The 17,967-nt window shown below is 63.5% G+C and carries 16 protein-coding genes; 4 read left to right on the forward strand and 12 right to left on the reverse strand.

The window, feature by feature from the left end; genetic code table 11:
• Nucleotides 1-24: 24 nt before the first annotated feature.
• From HMPREF3009_RS03395 to HMPREF3009_RS03410, 4 genes are read right to left on the reverse strand one after another with little or no spacing between them, the layout of a single operon-like run.
• Nucleotides 25-1,488: a phospholipase D-like domain-containing protein gene (locus tag HMPREF3009_RS03395; protein ID WP_070516166.1), complete on the reverse strand. Its 1,464-nt coding sequence runs from the start codon at nt 1,486-1,488 to the stop codon at nt 25-27.
• A 6-nt stretch (nt 1,489-1,494) separates the two neighbouring features.
• Nucleotides 1,495-2,304, reverse strand: a complete 810-nt coding sequence (locus tag HMPREF3009_RS03400) for an exodeoxyribonuclease III (RefSeq protein WP_070511166.1) — start codon at nt 2,302-2,304, stop codon at nt 1,495-1,497.
• A 5-nt stretch (nt 2,305-2,309) separates the two neighbouring features.
• Nucleotides 2,310-3,308 (reverse strand): N-acetylglutamate synthase, CG3035 family, encoded by a 999-nt coding sequence (locus tag HMPREF3009_RS03405; protein ID WP_070516168.1) that lies wholly within the window; start codon nt 3,306-3,308, stop codon nt 2,310-2,312.
• A complete protein-coding gene (locus tag HMPREF3009_RS03410) occupies nt 3,308-3,922 on the reverse strand; it encodes a peptide deformylase (protein ID WP_070516170.1) in 615 nt (204 codons plus the stop codon). The genes HMPREF3009_RS03405 and HMPREF3009_RS03410 overlap by 1 nt, the downstream gene beginning before the upstream one ends.
• 16 nt (nt 3,923-3,938) lie before the next feature.
• On the opposite strand from HMPREF3009_RS03410, the gene HMPREF3009_RS03415 reads away from it, so the two are divergent.
• From HMPREF3009_RS03415 to HMPREF3009_RS03425, 3 genes are read left to right on the forward strand one after another with little or no spacing between them, the layout of a single operon-like run.
• Nucleotides 3,939-4,193, forward strand: a complete 255-nt coding sequence (locus HMPREF3009_RS03415; protein ID WP_070511158.1) for a DUF3263 domain-containing protein — start codon at nt 3,939-3,941, stop codon at nt 4,191-4,193.
• Nucleotides 4,194-4,219: 26 nt separating this feature from the next.
• Nucleotides 4,220-4,990, forward strand: coding sequence for a LytR C-terminal domain-containing protein (locus HMPREF3009_RS03420; protein WP_118779488.1), 771 nt, complete (start codon nt 4,220-4,222; stop codon nt 4,988-4,990).
• 48 nt (nt 4,991-5,038) lie between these two features.
• Entirely contained in the window at nt 5,039-6,169 is a 1,131-nt protein-coding gene (locus HMPREF3009_RS03425; RefSeq protein WP_070516173.1) for a glutamate--cysteine ligase, read from the forward strand.
• A gap of 67 nt (nt 6,170-6,236) precedes the next feature.
• Here HMPREF3009_RS03425 and HMPREF3009_RS03430 read toward each other — a convergent pair whose 3' ends face one another.
• From HMPREF3009_RS03430 to HMPREF3009_RS03465, 8 genes are all read right to left on the reverse strand, one after another.
• Nucleotides 6,237-7,460, reverse strand: a complete 1,224-nt coding sequence (locus HMPREF3009_RS03430; RefSeq protein ID WP_049154691.1) for a glycosyltransferase 87 family protein — start codon at nt 7,458-7,460, stop codon at nt 6,237-6,239.
• An 88-nt stretch (nt 7,461-7,548) separates the two neighbouring features.
• Entirely contained in the window at nt 7,549-7,929 is a 381-nt protein-coding gene (locus tag HMPREF3009_RS03435) for a monovalent cation/H(+) antiporter subunit G (RefSeq protein WP_070680032.1), read from the reverse strand.
• Nucleotides 7,926-8,198 (reverse strand): monovalent cation/H+ antiporter complex subunit F, encoded by a 273-nt coding sequence (locus HMPREF3009_RS03440; RefSeq protein WP_046647179.1) that lies wholly within the window; start codon nt 8,196-8,198, stop codon nt 7,926-7,928. Before HMPREF3009_RS03440 ends, HMPREF3009_RS03435 begins: the two co-directional genes overlap by 4 nt.
• Nucleotides 8,198-8,716 (reverse strand): Na+/H+ antiporter subunit E, encoded by a 519-nt coding sequence (locus tag HMPREF3009_RS03445; RefSeq protein WP_070680035.1) that lies wholly within the window; start codon nt 8,714-8,716, stop codon nt 8,198-8,200. The genes HMPREF3009_RS03440 and HMPREF3009_RS03445 overlap by 1 nt, the downstream gene beginning before the upstream one ends.
• Complete coding sequence (locus HMPREF3009_RS03450; protein ID WP_070680038.1) at nt 8,713-10,509, reverse strand: Na+/H+ antiporter subunit D; 1,797 nt, start codon at nt 10,507-10,509, stop codon at nt 8,713-8,715. Before HMPREF3009_RS03450 ends, HMPREF3009_RS03445 begins: the two co-directional genes overlap by 4 nt.
• On the reverse strand, nt 10,502-11,002 hold the full coding sequence (locus HMPREF3009_RS03455; protein ID WP_046647182.1) for a Na(+)/H(+) antiporter subunit C: 501 nt from the start codon (nt 11,000-11,002) through the stop codon (nt 10,502-10,504). The genes HMPREF3009_RS03450 and HMPREF3009_RS03455 overlap by 8 nt, the downstream gene beginning before the upstream one ends.
• The gene (locus tag HMPREF3009_RS03460) at nt 11,002-13,917 is read right to left on the reverse strand and encodes a Na+/H+ antiporter subunit A (protein ID WP_070680041.1); all 2,916 of its coding nucleotides are present in this window, start codon (nt 13,915-13,917) and stop codon (nt 11,002-11,004) included. The genes HMPREF3009_RS03455 and HMPREF3009_RS03460 overlap by 1 nt, the downstream gene beginning before the upstream one ends.
• Before the next feature lie 236 nt (nt 13,918-14,153).
• A complete protein-coding gene (locus HMPREF3009_RS03465; protein ID WP_070680044.1) occupies nt 14,154-15,521 on the reverse strand; it encodes a dipeptidase in 1,368 nt (455 codons plus the stop codon).
• A 109-nt stretch (nt 15,522-15,630) separates the two neighbouring features.
• On the opposite strand from HMPREF3009_RS03465, the gene HMPREF3009_RS03470 reads away from it, so the two are divergent.
• On the forward strand, nt 15,631-17,604 hold the full coding sequence (locus HMPREF3009_RS03470; RefSeq protein ID WP_070680047.1) for an OPT family oligopeptide transporter: 1,974 nt from the start codon (nt 15,631-15,633) through the stop codon (nt 17,602-17,604).
• Nucleotides 17,605-17,967 lie beyond the last annotated feature (363 nt).

The raw sequence follows: 17,967 nt of genomic DNA on the forward strand, positions 1-17,967 counted from the left end.
CACATCGAGCTCGCGGGCGTGCTCCTACTGCAGCGCTGAAGTCAGGCGCATGACGTTGTCCACGTAGCGGCGCAGCACGCCGCGCTCGTTCCACTCTTCGAGGGTGAGCTCGTGGCAGACCTTCTTGTAGTTGGTGGCCAGCTGGGTGAAATCCTCGATGAGGTCGCCCTTGGCCACCAGCATGGTCGATTCATAGTTGAGGCCGAAGGAACGCATATCCATGTTGGAAGACCCGAACATACACAGCGGTTCGCGCTCCGGCAGGCCCGGGTCCGCCAGGATGAACTTGGAGTGCAGCACGAAGGGCTCGGGGAATTGGAAGATCCGCACTCCCGCCTCCAAGAGTGCCTGGTAGTAGGAGGACTGCGCGTGGTGCACCATGAACTGGTCCGCCTTCGCGGATACCAGGAGCTCCACCTCGACGTCGCGGTAGCAGGCGGTGGTCACCGCCTCCAAGAGGGACTCATCCGGGATGAAGTAGGGCGAGCAGAGGATGAGCTTTTCCTTTGCGTGGTGCACCACGGAGTTGAACATGCGCAGGTTGGGTTCCGTGGTGTAGCCGGGGCCTGAAGGAACGAGCTGCAAGTGGTTGGAATCGGCCGTCATGGCGTCGTCATAGGGCTGCATGTCCAAGGACAGCTGCTCCTCTGATTCCAGATACCAATCCACCGCGAACACCGCGGCGAGCGAGGTGACGACCGGTCCGGTCATCTCGACCATGTAGTCGATCCATGCGCGGTCCTTGGTCTTGTACTCGCGCTTGATCATGTTCATCGAGCCCAAGAAGCCCGTGTGGCCATCGATGACCACGATCTTGCGGTGATTGCGCAGGTCCGGGCGGCGGAAACGTCCCTTATGCAGCTGCAGCGGAAGCATGAGCCGCCAGTCGACGTCAATGTCAGTGAGGCGCTTGCCCAGCGTGAAGTAGCCCTTGTATTTCAGGCTGCCGATCTGGTCCAGCAGCAATTTTACCTCTACGCCGCGCTCGCGGGCGCGCGCCAGGGACTGGAAGAAAACATCGGTCACCTCATCCCAGGACTGGATGTAGATCTCAATGAGCACGTATTTCTCAGCCCGGTCCACGGCCCGCGCCATGGCCAAGATGGCCTCCTCATAGGAGGCGTGGAGGCCCTTGTTGTGCCCGATGAGGGCCGGGTGCCCGGTGAGGTTGCGGTTGAGCTGGATGAGGGATTCCACCTCCGGGGAAAGCCGGCCGGAGGGATGGTTGGGGGTGGAGGCGGTGACGTCGTTTAGCAGCGCATTGGCTTCTTGCTGGATGCGGTGGCGGCGGCGGTTGATGTAGGGCGAACCCATGAGCAAGAACAGCGGCAGCCCCACGATGGGAAGTACAAGAATGGCCAGCAGCCAGGCGGTAGAGCTGGAGGGGCGGCGGCCCTCGGGGACCACGCCGATGGCGATGATCTTGATGCCGTAGTCAATAACCAGCAGCACGAGCTGCCAGACGGAGAGATCGACGTTCACGTTCATGGCAGGCTAGCGCACCGACGCGAAATCGGGGACATCGAAATCTGCGATCAGCGGCACGTGGTCGGAAGTCTTGTCACCGGCGCGCTCCACCATGTCCACCTGGGCGCCCTGGACGAGGCGCGCTAGTGGCTCGCTGGCTAGCTGGAAGTCGATGCGCATGCCCTCGTTCTTCTGGAAGCGCAGGGACTTGTAATCAAAGTAAGTCCAGCGCTCCTCTTCGGTGAAACGGCGCGTGACCTCCTGCAGCCCGGCCTCCTGAAGCATCTGGAAAGCCGCGCGCTCGGGCTCGGTGACGTGCGTCTTGCCGCGGAAAAGAGAGATGTCCCAGACATCCTCATCCCGCGGAGCGATGTTGAAATCGCCCGTGAGCAGTAGTTTCGATTGCGCGCGGGTTTCCACATAGCGCGCCAAGGAGTAGAGAAAGTCCAGCTTGTAATCGAAGTGCCGGTCCGTAATCTCGCGCCCGTTGGGAACATAGAGGGACCAGATCTCAATCCCGCGGATGCGGGCTGAGACCGCCCGGGCCTCGCGCTTTTGCTCCTTGGCGGGGTCCTTGTGGAAACCCGGCTGAGCAGGGAAGAAGGTCTGGACCTCCTCCGGTTCTTCCTTGGATAGGATGGCCACGCCATTCCACTGGTTCAGGCCGTGGCAGGTGACGTGGTAGCCGGCCTCCTCGAAAGGCTCGCGGGGGAACTTCGCATCCGCCACCTTGGTTTCTTGCAGGCAGAGCACGTCGATGTCGTGTTTGGCCAGCAAGTCCACCGCGCGCTGGGCGCGGGTGCGGACGGAGTTGATGTTCCAGGTAGCGATGCGCATGTGGTTTAGGGTACTTGAGGCAGGCGGCGGGCGTAACGGTGGCGGTGCTGCTCTAGGAAGCCGAGCATCTCATAGAGCCGAATCCCGGCCGTGTTACCCGCCACGACCTGCAGGTAGGCTTTCTCAGCACCCTGGGCTTTGCCCCAGGCCAGCATGTGCGCGCCCAGCGCGGTGCCCAGTCCCTTACGGCGCCAACCTTCGGCGACCTCCACGGCGGAGTAGCCCAGCCACACGGTGCCGTCACCGGATTCCGTCAGCGTGCCCCGCGTAATCGCGATGGTCTCACCCGTCGGGGCGAGCAGGCGCCCAAAGCCCATCGTCCCGTCGATGCGGCTGCGCAGGTACTCCAGGGCCAACGGCGGCAGGGCCTGACCACGGAAGTGGTAGAGGTCGAGCCACTCGGAATCGGGCTGCTCGTCGATGCGGAAGCTGACGTCCCCCGGGGCAGGGAGCTCCGCCAAATCGCGCACCATCACGAGGATCTCCGGTTCGAGCTCCCACGCTTCGGGTTCTGCTGCCAGCAGCTTCTCCGCGGAGGCACCGATGCGCTCCGGAATGGCCAGGCACACGGGCAGCTCGTGGCGGGCATAAAACGCTTCGATCTCCTCCATCGGCACCGGGAGGAAACCCGCAGAAGGGCCGAGCGGGATCGCCGAGTTGGAGCGGCCGGTCACGCCGTCGCCGGCGCGCATGAGCCACTGGCCATCCGAGGTCCACGTGTGCTCCTTGCCGGGGAAGGCCGCCGCGGTGGCCACCTCGACGGCCCGGATATCGGAGTTGCGAACCGTGCGCGGCGAGAGGCGCTTAATAATCTTGAGCTGCTCCGGCGGAATCTCCACCGCGTCGAGCGAAGACGGGTAGCCGCCGACCTCTTGCGGCCGGATGAGCAGTGGATCCAGGCTGAGCACGTGGCCGATGACATCGCTGTACACGCCGTCGAAATCGCGCCGGGCCACGACGCGCTCGCCCACGGAGACGTCATCGGATCGGAAGATGCGGGACATTAGTCGTCGTGCCCGAAGGGGTCCTCGTCCTCGCCCGGCAGCCAGGTAAGCCCGGCCTCGGTCCACCCGTTGCGCTTGATGACCTTCTTGGCCTGGCGCTTGTAGCGGCCGGTGAGCACGTCGGTGTAGACGAAGCCGTCGAGGTGGCCGGTTTCGTGCTGCAGCATGCGCGCGAAGAAGCCGTAGCCCTCGATGGAGATGTCCTCGCCCTTCTCGTTCTTGCCGGTCACGCGGGCCCAGTCGGCGCGGCCGGTGGGGAAACCCTCGCCGGGGACGGAGAGGCAGCCCTCGTCCTCGGAGCCGTCGTCAGCCGGCATGGTCTCCGGGATCTCGGAGGTTTCCAGCACCGGGTTGATAACGCAGCCGCGGCGCATGCCGCCGTCGGGAAGCTCGGTGCCATTGGGACCGTCGGTGTCGGGGCAATGGTAGACAAAGAGGCGCTTGTTCACGCCGATCTGGTTAGCGGCCAGCCCAACTCCGTGCGCGGCGTCCATGGTTTCGTGCATGTCCGCGATGAGCTCCTGCAGCTCAGGAGAGTCGATGGCTTCGGTGACCGGCTCGGTGGGATTGTGGAGGACCGGGTCGCCGTGGATAACGATGGGACGAATAGTCATGGCATACAGTCTAAGCATGCACTCCCTGTCAGACCTAGACGCCGCGATTTTGGAGTTCGAGTCCCACGCCCCGCGCGATATCGGCGCCAAGGAGGAGGCCATCCGCACGCAGCTGGACATCACTCCGGTGCGCTATCACCAGCGCCTCAACGTGCTCCTGGATGACCCCGCAGCGCACGCCTCCTACCCGCTGTTGGTCACCCGCCTGCGCCGGCTTCGCGACGTCCGCGACGACGTCCGGCGCGCCGCACGCGATAATGCCCCAGACTGAGCGAATCAGATACTAAAGTTGCCAATGTGACTAATGTGAATCCGGAAAACTCTGCCTCGTCCGCTGACCACGCGCGCCACGCCGCCGATTCTGACGCGGCCGCCGCCCCGGCCGCCGCTGCCGCTCCTGCGAGCAAGCTCCCCCTGCGCGGGCTCGCCATGGTGCTCATCGCCGTTGCCGTCATGCTCGGCATGTGGGCGCTCTATGCCATGACCTCTGATGACTCCGAGGACACCGCGCAGAACGCGCCGGCAGGAAACGATGCTGTCGTATCCGGCCCCGCGACTGGCGGCGCCGAGGGCGACGGTGCTGCAGCTGGTGGCGCGGAAGGAGAGGCGGACAAGAACCGCGAGGAGTCGGATGCTGCCGGTGCTGACGCCGAGGCTGGCGCAGACGGCGATGCTGAAGCCGAGCGTGACGCTGCCCGCGACGACAACGCTGAGGAAGGTGCTGCCGCAGGTAGCCCCGACCGCGCCCAGGCGGAGATCCCCGTCAACGTCTACAACAACTCCGGTCGCGCCAACTTCGCTGCCGATGAGGCCGAGCGCCTGAAGTCCCAGCACTTCCACATCGCCGAGGTGGGCAATATCAGCGGCGACGTCCTCGTTGCACCGAAGACCACCGTCTACTTCCCTGAGGGCGATGCGGCCGCCGAGAGCCTGGCCAAAGAAGTTGCCGCCCAGTACTACGGTGCCAACGTGCCGGCGGAAGCGATTGCTCCGTACCCGGCCGAGCTGACCGGGGACTACACCAAGGGCGATGCCGTCGTGGTTGTCCTCGCGGTTCCCCAAGCCTAGGGAATAAAATCTTATTAAATTCATCCGCCCGACGGATAGGATGAATGGGTGAATATTCCGGAAGAGAACTTCGCCCGCTCGCCCGAGCCCACGCTGGGTGTTGAGTGGGAAGTTGCCCTCGTTGATCCAGCGACCTGGGATCTCGTGCCACGCGGCGCTGAACTCATCGATCGCGTGCACGCCGCTCATCCCGACATCCACCTGGAAAAGGAATTCCTCCAAAACACGGTGGAGCTGGTAACCGGGGTGTGCCGGACGGTGCCGGAGGCGATGGGGGACCTGCGGGCGTCGCTCAGCGCAGTGCGTGAGGCGGCCGACTCCTTGGGCGTGCGTCTGTGGGCCTCGGGCGGGCACCCTTTTACGGACTTTCGGCAAAACCCCGTCTCCAACAAGGAGAGCTACTCCGAAATTATCAACCGCACCCAGTATTGGGGGCAGCAGATGCTGCTGTGGGGCACCCACGTGCACGTCGGCATCAGCCACGAGGAGCGCGTGTGGCCCATCATTAATGCGCTGATGACGAAGTACCCTCATCTGCTGGCTATTTCCGCCTGCTCGCCGGGGTGGGAGGGGCTCGATACCGGCTATGCCTCCAACCGCACGATGCTCTACCAGCAGCTGCCCACCGCGGGCATGCCCTACCAGTTTGAGAACTGGGAGCAGTGGAAGTCCTACATGCGGGACCAGGCCATTTCGGGGGTTATTAATCACACGGGCTCGATGCACTTCGATGTCCGCCCGGCCTCCAAGTGGGGCACGGTGGAGGTGCGCATTTCCGACGCCGCCTCCAACCTCCGCGAGCTCTCCGCCATCGTGGCGCTGACACACTGCCTCGTGGTGCACTATGACCGCATGATCGACGCCGGCGAAACGCTGCCCACGCTGCAGCCGTGGCACGTGGCGGAGAACAAGTGGCGCGGCGCGCGCTATGGCATGGACGCGCTGGTCATCACCTCGCGCGAGACCGATGAACGCTGGATCAAGGATGAGCTGGCGGATCTCTTGGTGGAGCTGGCTCCGCTCTCGGAAGAGCTGGGCTGCGCCCGGGAGCTGCAGCTGGTGCAGGAGATCATCGATGGCGGGGCGGGCTATGAGCGCCAGCGCCGTTTGTACCAGGAGACCGGCAGCTGGCAGAAGGTGGTTGAGGCCACTGCGGATGAGATGGAGCGGCTGGCGTAAGTACCGAACGATCAATTAAGGCCCGAAAATTGGGGGTTTCAGGGGCTTAATTGATCGAAACGTCCCCCTAGCTCTCCGCCACCGCGCGCTTGCGCGGTGCGATGAAGCCCCACACGGCGTAGACCACGATGAAGGCCAAGCAGGACAGCGTCCACAGCGAGGTTGCCCACGGCTGGAAGGATTCGATTGCGTCGAGGTTGGCCGAGGACATGGTGAACCACACGGGCACCGACATGAAGGGCAGCGAAAGCACGAACAAGGCCGCCACGGAGGCAAGCCCCGCGAGCTGCTCACCGCCCTTGCCGGACACACGCGAGCTCACCGCCTGGTTAACCGAGACGAAGACCATGACGATGAAGGGGATGGTCCACACGAAGTGGTGGTACCACGAGAAGGGGGAGACCAGGCAGGTGCTCAGGCCCGTCAGAGCGAAGGCCGCCGAGCGGTTGCCGCGCAGGTAGGCGGTGCGCAGCGCCAGGCAGGTCAGCGCGAAGACCACGATGACCGCCAGGATCCACCAGATGCCACCGTCGATGCCGAGCTCGCGGAACATGAGTGAGCGCAGCGACTTCGCCCCGGGGTTGGCATGCTCGCCCACACGCGATGAGTTGAACATGGCATCGGTCCAGAACACCATCGCATCAGGAACGAAGAGGAATCCGAGCCCCACCGTGACGAGGAAGGTGATCACCGCGCCCGCGGCGGCCCACCAGCGCTTCTCAAAGAGCAGGGCCAGGCCCATGTACGCCGGGGTCAGCTTGATTCCGGCAGCCAGGCCAATGCCCACGCCCGGCAGGCGGCGCTTGATAGGCAGGAAGTCAAAGGCCACGAGCAACATGAGGAAGACGTTGACCTGCCCGTAGTACAGCGACCCGTGCATGGTCTCATTCGCCGGGGTCAGCGCGGTTAGCAGCACCGCGATGAGGACGGCCGCCGGGGTCATCTTCACGCCCCGCTCGCGGAAGATCATGACGATGATGGCCAGCACAGCCAAGAACATGAGCGAAGGCCAGATAATGGTCAGCGCGTCCTTGCTGAAGAACGGCAAGACCTTGAACAGCAGGCCCGCAAAGGGTGGGTAAGTGAAAGGGAATTCAAAGATATAGGGGGCGTCGTATAGCAGTCCACCGGCGTTGAGATCCTCGCCAGCCATGCGGTAGATGGCGAGGTCGAAGGGGAGGATGAAGGTGAAGGCCTTGTGGCCATCGAACTGGATGATCTTGTACACCATCACCGCGATGCCCAGTGCGAGGACAGCACACATCGTTGGTACGCCTTGCAGCTTCTTCACGTCGACTCTCCTCGTCTGACCACCTATTAGTGCCTTTTGCAGCCTATATTATTGTCCCCGCATTTCCCGGCAGAAAGGTACCGTGTCCTTACTTTCGGCGCATCGAACGCGCGGCCGGGCTCTCGTTGCGTGTCATCGATTCCGGGGGACCGTACAGGCCCTCGCGGCGGGCGATACGCGTGGTTCTCTGCGCGGTCACCGGGCTGGTGATCATGGCGAAGAGGACGAGCAAGACGAGGATTCCCAGGTCGCCCCTCTCGGCCACGCTGAAGTCCTCGGAGCCCGTCACCTTGATGATCGCGCCCAGAATGGTGAAGATCAGACCTGTGGTCTGTGGTTTGGCGATGGCATGCACACGCGCCATCGTGTCCTTAAAGCGCGCCACGCCAATCGCGGCCGCCAAGATGAGGATGGAGCCGACGAGGATGAGGATGATGGAGAGGATATCGGCAATCAGTGCGTAACTCATGAATCCCTCTTCCTAAATCGGGTGACAGAGACCGTGGAGATGAAGCCGAGGAGCGCCACGACGATCATCGCGTTGGAGACCGTCGTGTCCAGCGTCCAGCAGATATAGGTGGCCAGGGCGCATTGGAACATGGCCACGAGTCCGTCCATAGCGATGAGCCGGTCGAGCGAGTTCGGGCCGATGACGATGCGCCACGTGGTGATGAGGAATGCCACCACGAGGAAGCCGGCGGCCACGGTGAGCAGGATGTTATACAGGTCCGTATCCATCAGGGGTGGCTCCTTTCAAAGATGGCAATCATATCGGCCTCGAGCTTGCGTACGGCCGCGATTTCGCGCTCCAGATCTTCCTCGGAATCGGCGTTCAGCAGGTGGATGGTCAACATGCGGTTGGCAATGTCGATATCGGAGACCGTGCCGCCGGGCTGCAGGTTATACAGGCTGACCGCCAGCGAGAGAACGAACTCGTTCTCCACTCGCATCGGCAGCTTCACAATCGCCGTCTTCGGCACCGGCTGCGGGCGCACCGCCAGCCAGCCGACCATGATGGAGGCCTCCATCAGCTCCACAAACCACTGCGCCATGAAGACGATCAGTTTGCCCCAGCTCACCGAAATCCCCGCCACGGGCATGGCCGGCAGGGGCAGCGCAAAGACGATGAAGAGGCTGGCAAGCAGCCCACCCACCAGGTTCGCTACGGTAACTTCGCCCATGAGCATGCACCACATGACGACGATCCACACCATGAACCATGGCCGGAAGCGGTGCTTAATACCGGAGAATCTCATCGCGACACCTCCTTTTCATCATCGTCCACGGTCGTGGGGAGTGTAGCCGTCGTGCTTGGCGACGTCCTCGTGGTCGGCGCCACCGGTTCCGGATCCGGGAGGGGCTCGCTGCGGTTCTTTCGCGAATCCGCGCCCTCCTCGTAGCGTTCGGCGGGGTCCAAGTGCCGCGTTGGGTCCTCGGCGGAATCTCCCAGCACGGCATAGCGGTAGATGGAGTCATCCTGCGCCGAGGTGGCCGCGCGGGTGGTAACACCGGAGATGGGGCCGGCGAGGAAGGTCATCGACACCGAGGCGATGACGAGCAGGGACGTCGAGGCCAGCATGCCGAAGGGCACGCGGCCGACGTCATCGCGCTCCTCTAACTCGACGTACTCGGTGACTTCTCCCAGTGGAGAAGGGCGAACCATGGCGAGGTTGCCCTCGGGCGCATCGCCGCGGTCGCGCAGGAAACCCTTGGCCCACACGAGGATCATGACGTAGAGGGTCAGCAGGGAGGTGATCACCGCGCCGCCGATGAGGACCCAGGACAGCCAGGAACCCTCATTCGCGCCGGCTTGGAGCAGCATGATCTTGCCCAGGAATCCGGAGAAGGGCGGGATACCCCCCAGGTTCATGGCCGGGATGAAGTACAAGATCGCGATGAGCGGCGCGGTGTAGATCAGGGAGCCCAAGCGCCGCAGCGAGGAGGTGCCGGCTTGGCGCTCGATGAGGCCCACCACCAGGAACAGCGCGGTCTGCACCAAAATGTGGTGAACCGCGTAGAAGATGGCGCCCGACAAGCCCTGGGCGGTTCCGAGGGCAACGCCGAAGATCATATAGCCGATGTGGCTGACCAGCGTGAAGGACAGCAATCGCTTGATATCCGATTGGGCGATAGCGCCCAAAATGCCCACGAGCATCGTGGCCAGCGCGACCCACATGAGCAGGCCATCCAGCCCGCCATCGGTGAAGATTGAGGTGCGCGCGCGAATGATGGCGTAGACACCAACCTTGGTGAGCAGGCCCGCGAAGACCGCGGTGACGAGGGACGGTGCGGTGGGGTAGGAGTCCGGCAGCCAGGCATCCAACGGGAAGACGGCCGCCTTAATTCCGAAGGCAATGAGCAGCACGGCGAACACTGCGGAGCGGGTGCCCGCCGGGATATCCTCCATCCGGATGCCAATCTGGGCCATGTTCATCGTGCCCACCGTGGCGTAGACATAGGCCAAAGCCAGCACGAAGATGAGCGAGGAGGCCATGGAGACCATGACGTAGCCCACGCCGGCCCGCACGCGCGCGGGTGAGGCGCCGAGGGTGAGCAAAACGTAGGAGGCCACGAGGAAGATCTCGAAGCCCACATAGAGGTTGAACAAGTCACCGGCCAGGAAGGACACGTTCACGCCCATGGTCAGCAGCATGTAGGTGGGCAGGAAAGCCGCCACTGGCTCGTCCTTCGTACCGTCGCGCACGCCCTGTGCGATCGCGTACCACATGACGGAGAAGAGGACGATGGAGGAGGTAAAGAGCATGACCGTGGACAAACGGTCCGCCACCAACGTGATGCCCACCGGCGCGTCCCAGCCGCCCACCTGCAGGGTTTGAATGCCGGTGGTATCCGCGATGGCAATCAGAGCGGCATTCACCACGGCGAGCGTGAGCAGCGAGAAGAAAGCGATGCGGCGCTGCGCATTGGTATTGCGCGCAAAGAGCATCGCCAGCGCAGCAGCCAAGGCCGGGATGATGATCGGCAGGGGGATCAGGTAGCTGATATACGGCAGCAACAGATCCACTAGGGGCGAGATGGTCTCACTCATCGGTCGCCTCCTTCACGGGAGCCTCGAAGAACTCGGGGCCAAACTTATCGCCTTCCTTGGTGGTGCGGCCGGTGGTCGGGTCATTAGACGCGTCGTGGTCAGGGGCGGCTGAAGCATTGCCCGGGCGCGAGGCAATCGCCGCGATGGCAGCGTCTTCGGTGTCGTCCTCAATCACGTCCGCGGAGCGGTAGCGGTATTGGCGGTAAGCCAAGGTGAGGATGAAGCCGGTCAGCGCCATCGAAATGACGATGGCCGTGAGGATCATCGCCTGGGCCAGCGGATCGGCGATCTGATCGCCGTAGGGGAGGGAGTTCCGGCCGTCGATAGGCGGCGAGCCGGCTTGGCCGCCAGCCATGAGCATGAAGAGGTTCGCGCCGTTGCCCAGCAGCAAGATGCCGAGCAGCATTTTGGTCATCGCGCGGTCGAGCAACAGGTAGACTCCGGTGCCGCAGAGCACGCCCGCAGCGAGCAGGAGCATGAGATTGGCATCCATTAGGCGTGTCCTTTCTCTGCCGTGGCAGCGGTTTCTTTTGCTTGTGTGCGGCGCGCCAGGGAGCGTGCGCGATCGCGGGCGCGTTGCTTACGCATCTCTTCTTCCTCATCGAGCTTCGCGCCCAAGGAGGACAGCACGTAGAGCGTGAGGCCAATGACGATGAGGTAGACGCCGGCGTCGAAAATCAGCGCGGACGGCAGCGACACATCACCGATGAGCGGTATACCTACCTTCGTGTACCCAGAGGTCAGCGGCGGGTAGCCCAAGAGCATCGGGGTAATAACGGCGCTGAGGGAGAGCAGCAGGCCTACCGCCATGGTGCGGCCGCCGTCGAGAGGCAGCGCCTCTTCGAGCTCCTCGCGGCCGCCAGCCAGGTAGCGCAGGATCAGCGCGAGAGCGGCGACGAGGCCACCGGCAAAACCGCCGCCAGGGGCGTTGTGGCCACCGAAGAAGAAGTACAGGGACAGCACCATCATCGAGGGGAAGAGGATGCGGGTGCTCACGTCCACCATGAGCGAGCGGTTGAGCGCCTTTTCGGATTCCACGCCCGCGGCCAGCCAGCGGCGGCCGGTGACCTTCAAGGTCGGGCGGCGGGAGGCACGGGTGAAGCTCTGCGTGCGGAAAATCAGCGAGGCAATACCCGTTGCGGCAATGACGAGCACCGTGATCTCGCCGAAGGTATCCCACGCACGCAGGTCCACGAGCAGGACGTTGACCGTGTTGGCGCCGTGGCCGATCTCCTTGGCCAATTCCGGCATGTACTGCGAGATGGGCTCCTCGCGCCGAGCGTTGATGGCAAACATACCCACCACGGTGACGGCGAGGCCTACGCCTACCGCGAGCCAGGCGCGCAGGCGGCCGGTCTTGGGATCTTGCTTCCACTCGGTATTAGCCGGCATACGGCGCAGCACCAGCATGAAGAGCACCATGATGATGGTTTCCACGAGGAGCTGCGTCAGCGCCAAGTCCGGAGCGCCCTGCAGCGCAAAGATGAAGGACAAGGCGTAGCCGGTCACGCCCACCAGGATGACCCCGGAGAGGCGGTTATCCAGCACCGTGGCGGCCACGGCGGCGATGATGATGATCACCGCGGCGATGGCCTGCCAGGGGTTTTCGGCCACGATCATGCGCACGTTGGTGAGATCGCCGCGGATGAGCATGACGATGGGCAGCACCATGAGCGTGGCGAAGATGACCGTGAGGTTGTACTGCAGCGAGCCGCGCTGCGTGGAGGCGGTAATGCGCAGGGAGAGCTGGCGCAGGGAGTTGATGATGGCGTCGTAAGCATCGTCGGCAGAGCCCAATGCGGGGTAGGTGAATTGGGCCTTGGTGAGCGCCTGGCGCTGCCAGTGGAGGAGGGAACCCGCAGCGATAATGATCACGGAGAGCAGCAGCGGGATGGTCCAGCCATGCCACAGGGCGAGCTCGGAGGCGTCCTGCGCCCCAAAGGTGTTGTCCAAGTGCTGCGTGATGCCGTGGGAGAGCGGCAGCGGCAGCAGGCCGAAGAAGATGGCGAGCAGGGTCAGCACTGCCGGTGGGATCCACAGGAAGGGGCCGATGTGGTGCATGTGTGCTACCGCCTCAGAGGGCTCGTCCTGCCCCTTGGAGGAGAAGGCTCCCCACAAGAAGCGCAGCGCGTAGGCCATCGTCAGCGCGGAACCGACGACGACGGTGACAAGCAGCATGTTGCGCGGCATGCCGACCAGAAGCTCCTCGCCCATGATGGCCTCGAGCGTGGCTTCCTTGGACACGAAGCCCAGCAGGGGCGGGATACCGGCCATGGACATCGCGGGGAGGATGGCCAGGACGTACAGCGCGGGATTCTTCTTGCCCAGGCCCGCAAGCTTGTCGATGTCCCTGGTTCCCGTCGAATGGTCGATAGCGCCGACGATCATGAAGAGCGCGGCCTTGAAGAGGGAGTGCGCGACGGTCAGCGCCAGTCCTGCCTGCATCGCCTCGCGGGAGCCAATGGCGATGATGGCGGTAATAAAGCCCAGCTGCGAGACGGTGCCGTAGGCCAGGATGAGCTTCAGGTCACGCTGCTTGAGCGCCATCCAGCCGCCGAGCAGCATGGTGAAAGCACCCAAGGGGAGGACCACGAGGTGCCAAGTGGGGATGTCATGCACCGAGGGGGCAAGGCGTGCGACGAGATAGATGCCGGCCTTCACCATGGCCGCGGAGTGCAGGTAGGCCGAGACCGGGGTCGGTGCGGCCATGGCACCGGGCAGCCAGAAGTGGGCTGGGGCGATGGCGGACTTGGAAAGCGCACCACAGAGAATGAGCACGATAGCCACGGTGAGGTAGGGCGTGTTGGCGAGGTCCTCGGTGGCGGCGATACTGCTGAAAGACCACGCGCCGGTCTGGCGGCCGAGGAGGGTAATACCCACCAGCATGGCGAGACCGCCCAGGACGGTGACCATGAGCGCCTGCTGCGCTGATCGACGCGACGAGGCTCGCTCGCCGTAATAGCTCACCAAGAGGAAAGACAGCAGGGAGGTGATTTCCCAGAAGACGTAGAGCAGCAGGAAATTATCGGAAATCACCAGGCCATACATGGCCGTGGCAAAGCCCACCATTTGGCTGCTGAAGAGGGCGAGGCGCCGCCGGGAGTGGTCGAAATAGCCCCAGCAATAGAGCAGGACCAGCGCGCCTACGCCCAAGATGATGAGGCTGAATAACGCGGAAAGCGCATCCATGCGGAAGCTGACATCGAGGTGCGCTGCTGGCATCCAGTTGAGGTCATAGGCCAGCTGGTTGCCGTCGCGCAGCGTGCCATCGGTCAGCCGTTGGAGCACCCAGAAGAACCCAACCGCGGGCACTATTGCCAAGAGGCCGAAGGCACGGCGGCCGAGATAGAAAATCAGGAAGGGAGCGGCGATGGTGGTTAGAACCAAGGCACAAAAGAGAGTGAGCACGAGGTTGCGGTGGCGTCCTTTCCTTGTCGGGGGACTGGGCTAAACCCACCGCACTGGCGGGCGTCTACTAGTGCTCACGATACAGTCTGAAATCCCAATTTTCACATTTTCATTTCATACAGTTATATATGCGTCTCCTGTTGGCGTTCTTCCACGTCGTCAGCGGCCCAGGTTGGAGGGGTACTGCGCCGCCCGCCCGGGATGCCCGGGCCACGGTGGGCAGCGCTGCGGTGCGCTTAGGCGAAGCGCTGCAGGAAGAGCGCCTCGGCGATGGCGATCTTTTCAATCTCGGTCGGGTCGACCGACTCGTTAGCGGAGTGGATGGTGCACTGCGGCTCCTCGACGCCGAAGAGTGCGATCTCCGCGTTCGGGTGCTTCTCCTGCAACTCCACGGTCAGCGGGATGGATCCGCCCATGCCCTGGGTGATGGTCTCCCCACCGAATGCCTCGCCGAGGCACTCGCCGAGCAGAGCCACCGCGGGCTTTGCCGGGTCGGTCTCGAATCCCAGGTTGGCCTCCAAGATGGTGACCTCGATGTGTGCGCCCCACGGGACGTGCTTCTTCAGGTGCTCGGCCACGGCCTCCGCGGTGGCGCGGGGATCCATGGTGGCGGGCGTGCGCAGGTTGATGTTGGCTTCTGCGGTGGCGGGCACAGCGTTGACGGCCTCGGCCACCGGGGTGGAAGTAAAGCCGGTGATGGTCACTGCCGGGCGGGCCCAAATCATATCCGCGATAGCGGTGGCACCGGCCGGGTCCTGCGCGCCCATGACCTCGGTGCCCTCGAGCATCTGGGCATCAGCGCGGAAGTTCTCCTCGCTGTAGGCGGTGTCCTGCCCCTCAGCCAGCGGCCAGGTGCCCTCGCAATCGACGCCGTCGATAGTCGTGCGGCCATACTCATCCGTCAGGGAATCTAGCGTGCGCATGAGCGCCTTGACGGCGTCGGGAGCCGCGCCGCCGAACTGGCCGGAGTGCACGGCCGAGTGGAGGGTGGAGACCTTGACGTTGATCTGCGAGCCGCCGCGCAGGGAGGTCGTCAGCGTCGGGACACCTACCTTGGCGTTGCCGGCATCGGCGATGAGGATGGCGTCGGCCGCGAAGAGCTCAGGGCGCTCCTCGATGAGTGCGGACAGGCCCTCGCCGCCGCGTTCCTCGGAGCCCTCAATAAGCACGGTGAGGTTGAGGTCGGTTCCACCGTTGGCGTCGAGCGCGCGCAGGGCCGCCAGGTGCATGGCGACGTTGCCCTTGCAGTCAGCGGCGCCGCGGCCGTACCAGCGGCCATCGCGCTCAGTCAGGGTGAAGGGATCAGACTCCCACGCGTCGGGGTTCCCGGCAGGAACCACGTCGTAGTGCGAGTACAGCAGCACCGTCTTCGCGCCCTCCTTGCCGGGGCGCTTGGCGACGATCGCCGTGGAACCATCAGCGGTAGGGATGGCCTCGGGGGTGAAGTTGGCGTCGACAAGCGCGGCGTGGACCCACTCCGCCGCCTTCGCGGTCTGGTCCTCTAGACCCGGCTCGTTGTGGACGGAATTGAAGGAGACGAGCTCCTTGAGCTGGTTGAAAATAGTGTCGCGGTCATTGTTCACAAACTCAGAAATCTTGGTCATGCACTCCAACCTACTCGGATCCTCAACTCGGCCTACCGGCCGCTAGGTAGTAACATATGCACGGTTCTAGTCCATATTGTTTATAAGTTCTTTTTAGAAAGGACCTGACATGGCGTCTACCACCGCCGAAGGTTCCCAGTCCACGCTCCGCGAGCTCACGCTGCGCGGCATCATCATTGGTGGGCTCATCACTCTTATCTTTACCGCCGCCAACGTGTATCTGGGCCTCAAGGTGGGCCTGACGTTTGCCACGTCCATTCCTGCCGCCGTGATTTCCATGGCGGTGCTGCGCCGTTTTGCCGGGCACAACATCAAAGAAAACAACATCGTGCAGACCATCGCCTCTGCGGCCGGCACGTTGTCCGCGATCATCTTCGTGCTCCCGGGCTTGGTCATGGTGGGCTACTGGCAGGGCTTTTCCTTCATCGATACCGCCGCGGTGTGCGCCATCGGCGGTGTGCTCGGCGTGATGTACTCCATTCCGCTGCGCCGTGCGCTGGTGACGGGCTCGGACCTGCCCTATCCGGAAGGCGTGGCCGCGGCGGAGGTCCTCAAGGTGGGCGATAGCACCGGTGAGGAGGGCGAGGCCGCCCACGAAGAGAACACGAAGGGCCTGCACGTCATCCTCTTTGGCGGCATCCTTTCTGCCGTCATGGCACTGCTGGCGGCTATGAAGGCAGCCGCCTCCGAGGTGGCCACCTACTTCAAGCTGGGCCCTGGCGCGACGACGCTGGGTAGCTCCCTCTCGCTGGCGCTGGTCGGCGTGGGCCACCTCGTGGGCTTGGCCGTGGGTATTGCCATGCTCGTCGGCGTGGTCATCTCCTACCTCATCCTGCTGCCCATCCTCACCGGTGGTGAGGGGCTGGGTGATCCGGCCACGCTCATGGACACTGTTGATTCCGTCTTCTCCGGCCGGATTCGCTTCATCGGCGTGGGCACCATGGCTATCGCCGCGATCTGGACGCTGATCAAGATCACCGGTCCGATTGCCAAGGGCATGGCTGAGTCCTTCGCCTCCTCCCGTGACCGCAAGGGCGGCCAGCAGGTAGCGGTGGAGGAGCGCGATATTCCGGCGCCCTATGTCATTGGCACCATCCTGGTCCTGATGATTCCGATTGGTCTGCTGCTGTGGAACTTCGTGCGCGGCACCGATATCCACGACCACATGGCCGTCCTCATCACGGTCTCCGTACTCTTCACCTTGCTCGTGGGCCTGATCATCGCGTCGGTGTGTGGCTACATGGCTGGCCTCATCGGTGCCTCCAACTCGCCGATTTCCTCCATCGGCATCATCGCGGTCATCGCCGCCGCGCTGATCATTGCCGCCGTGACCCGCGGGACGGACGCGGAGCCGCTGTCGCTGGTGGCCTACACGCTGTTTACTGCGGCCATTGTTTTCGGTATCGCGACTATTTCCAATGACAACCTGCAGGACCTCAAGACCGGTCAGCTGGTCGGCGCGACGCCGTGGAAGCAGCAGGTAGCGCTCATCATCGGTGTCCTCTTCGGCTCCCTGGTGATTCCGCCGATTCTGCAGGTCATGCTCACCGGCTTCGGCTTCCAGGGCATGGAAGGCGCTGGTGAGGACGCACTGGCTGCACCGCAGGCCGCGCTGATGTCTTCGGTAGCCTCCGGTATTTTCGATAACTCCCTGCCGTGGGATCTCATCGGTCTGGGCGCGGCTATTGGTGCCGTCATCATCATCGTGGACGAGTGCCTGCGCCACTTCCCCGACAAGTACTCCCTGTCCCCGCTGGCCGTGGGCATGGGCATGTACCTGCCGGCAGCCATCACCATTGTGGTGCCGATCGGCGCTTTCTTGGGCTACTTCTACAACCGGTGGGCGGCCCGCCAGTCCAAGCCGGACTTTGCCAAGCGCATGGGCACGCTGTTGGCCACTGGCCTCATCGTGGGTGAGTCGCTCTTCGGCGTGGTCAATGCGGGCATCATCGCGGCGTCGGGAGGCGATTCCCCGCTGGAGATCTTCGAGGGCGGCACGGCAGCCAAGTTCGTGGGCGTCATCCTCTTCGTTGCCGGCATTGCCGCGGCGTATAAGTGGACGGCGAAGAAGGCTGCGTCCTAAGAGCGACAGGGACTTCGTTGTGACGGGCGGTTCGATCTAGCGGGCAGTTTACTTTGATGGGCGGTGCTTTCGCACCGCCCGTTCGTGTTGAATCTTGCAGTCGGTAGGTCTGAGTGCCAGAATGGTCGCTAGCACTTCCACATGGCAAGTGCCAGAAATGAATCAAAATCATCTATGTGGTTGGGGCTGGAGAACACTCGCCAGCCGTGCCGTCGCGGGCGTCCGTCATAGATCCAGACGTGAGTGTCGTCCTCAACAAAGCTTAAGGAGCACAAACACATGGCAAAGATCATTGCCTTCGATGAAGAGGCACGTCGCGGCCTCGAGCGTGGTCTCAACACGCTTGCCGACGCCGTCAAGGTC

Origin of the sequence: Corynebacterium sp. HMSC034H07, from assembly GCF_001815175.1 — a bacterium.
GTDB classification, from domain to species: domain Bacteria; phylum Actinomycetota; class Actinomycetes; order Mycobacteriales; family Mycobacteriaceae; genus Corynebacterium; species Corynebacterium hiratae.